Annotated in this window: 5 protein-coding genes; 2 read left to right on the top strand and 3 right to left on the bottom strand. The window is 71.1% G+C overall.

Annotated elements, in window-relative coordinates; translation table 11 throughout:
• Positions 1-117: 117 nt before the first annotated feature.
• Positions 118-1143, bottom strand: coding sequence for an NAD(P)-dependent alcohol dehydrogenase (locus NS354_RS11350; RefSeq protein ID WP_058594588.1), 1026 nt, complete (start codon positions 1141-1143; stop codon positions 118-120).
• Between the two features lie 139 nt (positions 1144-1282).
• Here NS354_RS11350 and NS354_RS11345 point away from each other — a divergent pair, with 139 nt between their 5' ends.
• Positions 1283-2362 (top strand): NAD(P)-binding domain-containing protein, encoded by a 1080-nt coding sequence (locus NS354_RS11345; protein WP_082678052.1) that lies wholly within the window; start codon positions 1283-1285, stop codon positions 2360-2362.
• 73 nt (positions 2363-2435) lie between these two features.
• Here NS354_RS11345 and NS354_RS11340 read toward each other — a convergent pair whose 3' ends face one another.
• Both NS354_RS11340 and NS354_RS11335 read right to left on the bottom strand, forming a co-directional pair.
• Positions 2436-3467, bottom strand: a complete 1032-nt coding sequence (locus NS354_RS11340) for an NYN domain-containing protein (RefSeq protein WP_058594587.1) — start codon at positions 3465-3467, stop codon at positions 2436-2438.
• 107 nt (positions 3468-3574) lie between these two features.
• Entirely contained in the window at positions 3575-5038 is a 1464-nt protein-coding gene (locus NS354_RS11335; RefSeq protein ID WP_058594586.1) for an amino acid permease, read from the bottom strand.
• A gap of 212 nt (positions 5039-5250) precedes the next feature.
• On the opposite strand from NS354_RS11335, the gene NS354_RS11330 reads away from it, so the two are divergent.
• Positions 5251-5888, top strand: a 638-nt coding sequence (locus NS354_RS11330; protein ID WP_153002200.1) for an MFS transporter, incomplete at its 3' end; no start/stop codon positions are given.

The following is a 5888-nucleotide window of genomic DNA, read 5'->3' as shown; positions in this document are numbered from 1 at the left end:
GGGCCCGCAGGGGCTCGGCGCACCAGCAGGGGCTCGGCGCACCACCGCACGCTCGGCGGCCCCGGGGTGCCGGGCCGCAACGGGTTCGGCCGCCCGCGGCGACCCGACCGAGGGCCGCTACGGAACGATCACGGCGCGGCCGCGCACCTTGCCCGCGTGCAGATTGTCGTAGGCGCGGGGAGCGTCCGCGAGCGAGTACTGCTCGACGTGGATGCTGATCGCTCCGCGCTTGGCGAGTTCCACGACCTCCATGAGCTCCGTGCGCGAGCCCCAGTTGATCGCGCGGCCGGTCACGTCGAGCGGCACCGTGGTCTGGCCGATCGGCACCGACCCCGACGCCACGCCGACCACCACGATCTGGCCGCCGGTGCGGATCATGCCGGCCGCGAGATCCGCCGTCGGCTGGATCCCGACGAAGTCGAAGACCGCCTCGGCGCCGAGACCGCGCGTGAGCTCCTTCACCGAGTCGATCGCGTCGGGGTTCGACAGGAACGCCGCATCGGCGCCCACCTCGCGCGCGAAGTCGAGGCGATCCTGCGCCACGTCGAGCACCACGACGTTCGTCTGCGTCAGCGCCTTCAGCAGCTGGATCGCGACGTGCCCGAGGCCGCCCGAGCCGATGACGACCGCCGTGCTGCCCGGCGTCAGCTTCGGCAGCGCCGACTTGATCGCGCGGTACGGCGTGAGCGCCGCGTCGGTGAGGGAGACGTTCTGCACGGGGTCGAGATCGCCGATCGGCACGAGGTGGCGGGCGTCGTCCACGAGCATGTACTCGGCCATGCCGCCGTCGCTGAAGATGCCGGGCGCGCGCATGCCGTGCTCGCAGTTCTGCTCCTCGCCGCTCGCGCACGGGTAGCAGCGCCCGCAGCCCCACGGGCCGTAGACGATGACGCTCTCGCCGACCTCGAGCCCGGTCACGCCGGCGCCCAGCTCGGCGACGGTGCCCGCGACCTCGTGCCCGAGCGTCAGCGGCAGCGGCTTGAAGTAGTAGTCCTCGGCGCTCGTGCCCATGATGAACTCGTCGGAGTGGCACGCGCCCGCCGCGGTCACGCGCAGCAGAATCTCTCCCGGCCCGGGCGCGGGCTTCTCCACCTCGACCAGCTCGGGGCGGCTTCCGATCTCACGGTATTGCAGTGCCTGCATGGTGCACCTGCTTCCTCCGGGCTCGTGGCCCGGTACGTGCGCGATGTCGCGCGGGGCGTACGGCGCGTCGGGGTGCGGCGGCCGCATCCAGGCTACTCCTGCCGGGAATGGGCGAACCGCGGCCGCCGTTGCACCACGTGTGAGCGACCCCGGCATTCTCGACAGCGTCGTGATCGGCGCCGGCCAGGCCGGGCTGTCGGCCTCCTTCCATCTGCGGCGCCTCGACATCCCGCACGTCGTACTCGACGCGGATGCGGCGCCCGGCGGTGCCTGGCAGCACCGCTGGGACGCTCTCACGATGCGCGACGTCCACGGCGTCGCCGAACTTCCCGGCTCCCTCCCGCCCGCACGCAGCCGCGAGCGGGCGAACACCGCGATCCCGCAGTACTTCACCGCGTACGAGCGGGAGCACGAACTCCCGGTGATCCGGCCCGTGCACGTCGACCGGGTGCAGAACGACGACCGGGATCCCGAACTGCTCGTCGTCTCGGCCGGCGAGCGGAGCTGGCGCTCGCGCACCCTCGTGAACGCGACCGGCACCTGGTCGCAGCCGTTCGTGCCGCGATTCCCCGGCATGGAGACGTTCGCCGGCGAGCAGCTGCACACGGTGGCCTACCCGGGCCCCGAGCACTTCATCGGGAAGCGCACGCTCGTCGTGGGCGGCGGGGCTTCGGCCGTGCAGTTCCTCGGTGCGATCGCCCCGCTCACCGACGTCGTCTGGGCGACCCGGAGCGAGCCCGTGTGGCGCACCGACGAGTTCACCCCCGAGGCCGGCGCCGCGTCGGTGGCGCTCGTGGAGCAGCGCGTCGCGGCGGGCCTGCCTCCGCAGAGCGTGGTCAGCGTCACCGGCCTCGTGCTGCGCGAGCAGGAGCGGGAGGCGGAGCGGCTCGGCGTCTATCGCGCACGGCGCCCGATGTTCGCCCGGATCGAGCCCGATGGGGTGCGATGGGCCGACGGCTCGTTCGAGCCGGTCGACGTGATCCTCTGGGCCACCGGGTTCCGCCCGGCGATCGCGCACCTCGCGCCGCTGCGTCTGCGGAGCGCCGCCGGGGGCATTCAGCTCGACCGCGGCGGGCGCGGTACCACAGCTGCGGCCGATGCACGGGTGCAGCTCGTCGGGTACGGGCCCTCCGCGAGCACGATCGGAGCCAACCGCGCCGGGCGCACCGCCGCCTCGGGGGTGCGCCGGTACCTGCAGCGCAGCGCTCGGGCGGCGTGACGCGCACCCGCCCGCCGGCGGATCGCGCCGAGGATCGCGCCGGGGGCCGCGGGCAGTTGCGGCCCCAGCCCCGTCAGACGCTCTGGTCGCGCAGACGCACGAGCCGCTCGTGCCCGGTCTCCTCGAGCTCCGCGACGTCGGAGCGCGACTTCAGGAAGTCGGAGAAGGATCGGAATCCGAGCGCCTTCTCGTTGAACGACGGATCCATGCGGCGCATCTGCTGCTTGACCGCCGAGCTGTAGAGCCAGCCCGAGTCGTCCTTGTCCTGGCTCAGCCAGAGCGCCCGGATCAGCAGGCCGGTGACCGCGATCTCCGCGTCCTCCCCCGACTCGATGGTGTCGCCCGGCTCGACCGCGTTCGCCGCGTCCTGCGCCGCGTCGAGCGCATCCGCGAGCCGCTGATCGGCGGCGCCCCCGGCGTCGTCGCCTGCGCCGGCGTCGGCGTTCGGCTGCTCCGCGCCTCCCCCGCGGCCGCCGCGGCCGCGCGAGCGCTTCGGCTGCTCGTCGCGCTGCGCCGCACGCGCCGCGGTGCGCGGCACCGATTCGATGCCGGGGAGCGCGTCGTACGAGGCGAACTCGTCGCACGCCGCCGTGAGCGCCTTCGCCGTGGAACCGGCGACGCCGACGCCGACGACGTACCGGCCCAGCCGCTTGCACCGCTGCGCGAGGGGCACGTAGTCGGAGTCGCCGGCGACGATGACGACGTGCGTCAGATCGTCGAGGCGGAACATGTCCTCCACCGCATCGACGGCGAGGCGGATGTCGGCGCCGTTCTTCGCGTACGCGGCGGCCGGGAAGAGCTGCACGAGGTCGACCGCTCGCGAGACGAGCTGCGACCGGTACTCGGCGTTCATCGGCGCCGACCAGTCGGCGTAGGCGCGGGTGAGCACGAGGGTGCCGAACGACGACGCGTAATCGATGATCGCGCCGACGTCCACCACTGCAGCACGGAGGCGCTCGGCGATCTCGGGCTCGGAGGGGTTCTCGGCGATGCGCTGCCGATCCCGCGCGAACGAGTTGCGCCCGTGCACCCGGTCGTACCAGGAGAGCACGATGTTATCGAAGTCGAGGTAGACCGCGACCCGGCCGTTCTGTGTATCCGCCATCTCTCAAGTGTGTCATCGAACGGCGGACACGCCAACGGCGTGCGGCGCGCGCACGCCGTTGGCGTGGGGCGCGCTCACGCCTCGAGCGCCGCCGGAGCGGGGCGCGCTCACGCCTCGAGCGCCGCCGATGCCTCCGCCCGCGCGCGCTTCGCCCGTGCGCGCCGTACGAGCGGCCAGCACACGACCAGCGCGCCGGTTGCGATGAGGCTCGTCCACACCTGGGTGCGGCCCGTCTCAGTCGTGAGCATGATCACGAGCACCGCGATGATGGCCGCGATGAGCAGCAGGTTCAGCCACGGGTGCAGCCACATCTTGAGCTTGAGCCCGGCCACCTCCTCCGGCGTCATGCGCGAGCGCATGCGCATCTGCGTGAGCGCGATGAAGACGTACACGAAGAGGGCGACGAGGCCCGCGGAGTTCATGATGAACGAGAACACTCCGGAGTCGGGGGCGGCGAAGTTCACGATGGTCGCGACGACGCCGCCGATCGTCGAGGCGAGGAGCGCGGCCACGGGCACGCCGTTCTTCGCCTTCTTCGCGACGAACCTCGGCGCGAAGCCCTGCTCGGCGAGCGACGAGAACATGCGCGAGGCCGAGTACAGCCCGGAGTTGAGCACGGAGATGACCGCGGTGAAGATGACGAGCTGCATGACGATCGCGGCGCCCGGGAGCCCGAAGAGCTCGAAGACGTAGGTGAACGGCGCCGATGCGACGTCCACCGGCTCGGGCAGCTCGTCCCACGGCACGATCGTCGTGATGACCAGCACCGCCCCCACGAAGAAGAGCAGGATGCGCCAGATCACGGTGCTGGTCGCCTGTCGGATGCCCTTCGCCGGATCCTCCGACTCGGCGGAGGCCATGACGGCGATCTCGGTGCCGAAGTAGGAGAAGATGACGAGCGCGACGCCGGTGAACGCGACGCCGAAGCCATTCGGCGCGAAGCCGCCGTGCTCCCAGAGGTTGGGAATCGAGTAGCTCGCGTTCGGCCAGAGGCCGAAGGCGAACAGCACGCCGGCGCCGAGGAAGACGACGATGGCGAGCACCTTGACGCTCGCGAGCCAGAACTCGACCTCGCCGAAGGTGCGCACGGAGATCAGGTTGGTGCCGACGAAGATGGCGAGCAGCAGCAGCGAGCCGACCCACGAGGGCAGCGCGGGGAACCAGCCGTGCAGCGTCTCCCCGCCGAGCACCGCCTCGTAGGCGAGCACGCCGACCCAGAAGTACCAGTAGAGCCAGCCGACGAGGTACGCGGCCCAGTCGCCGAGGCCGACGCGGGCGTACTCCATGAACGAGCCGATCGCGGGGCGCGCCGCCGCCATCTCCCCGAGCATGCGCATCGCGAGGAACACGAGCAGGCCGCCGATGAGGTACGAGAGCACGGCGGCGGGGCCGACGGTGCGGATCACGTTGCCCGACCCGACGAAGAGGCTCGCGCCGATGATGCCGCCGAGCGTGATCATGGTGACGTGGCGCGGGCGGAGCTTCTTGTGCGCGAGCGGCACCGTTCCGGCCGACGTCTCGGGCGATACCGGCTTCGAGTGCCCGGGCGCGGGGCGTGATTCGGAGTTCATGTCGTGCTGGGGGCCTCACTGGTTCAGATGCGGGTGCCGGCTGGAAACCAGCCGGAAACAACCTGCAAATGTTAAGTCAATGCGGCCCAACCGCGAAATCGAGGCCGTGACCAGGCACCGGGACCCGAGTTGCGGCAGCGTATCTTAAATCGTATATTATAACCGATCCGGCTCGTCACACAGCCGTAACCCCGTCACAAAGGAGTGCTCCTATGTCTCCAGCATCCGCACCAGGATCGCTGACCCCGACCGGTACGATCGCCACGACGAGCGACCGCCGCCGCGTCGCCATCGCCACCGTCGTCGGCACGACCGTGGAGTGGTACGACTACTTCATCTACGCCTCCGCGGCGGGACTCGTCTTCAGCCAGCTCTTCTTCGAGCCCGCGGGCTCCGCAGTCGGCACGATCCTCTCCTTCCTCACCGTGGGCATCAGCTTCCTGTTCCGCCCGCTCGGCGCATTCCTGGCCGGCCACTTCGGCGACCGCTTCGGCCGTCGCATCGTCCTCGTCGTGACCCTCATCCTCATGGGCGCGGCGACCGTGCTCATCGGGCTCCTCCCCACGTACGGCCAGATCGGCGTCGCCGCGCCGATCCTGCTCATCCTCCTCCGCATCCTGCAGGGCGTCTCCGCCGGCGGCGAATGGGGCGGCGCCGTGCTCATGGCCGTCGAGCACGCACCGCGCGACCGTCGCGGGCTCTACGGGGCGATGCCGCAGATCGGCGTGCCGATCGGCCTCCTGCTCGCCAGCGCGATGCTCGCGATCATGAACATCATCTTCCCGGGCGACGCCTTCCTCGAGTGGGGCTGGCGCATCCCCTTCCTCTTCTCGATCGTGCTGATCCTCGT

The organism is Leucobacter chromiiresistens, assembly GCF_001477055.1.
GTDB lineage: Bacteria > Actinomycetota > Actinomycetes > Actinomycetales > Microbacteriaceae > Leucobacter > Leucobacter chromiiresistens_A.
This window is presented reverse-complemented; position numbering and strand designations above follow the sequence as displayed.

Excerpts from the sequence above, each read along its gene's own strand:
- NS354_RS11335 (WP_058594586.1), bottom strand. The coding sequence starts at position 5,038 with ATGAACTCCGAATCACGCCCCGCGCCCGGGCACTCGAAGCCGGTATCG.
- NS354_RS11350 (WP_058594588.1), bottom strand. The coding sequence starts at position 1,143 with ATGCAGGCACTGCAATACCGTGAGATCGGAAGCCGCCCCGAGCTGGTC.
- NS354_RS11340 (WP_058594587.1), bottom strand. The coding sequence starts at position 3,467 with ATGGCGGATACACAGAACGGCCGGGTCGCGGTCTACCTCGACTTCGAT.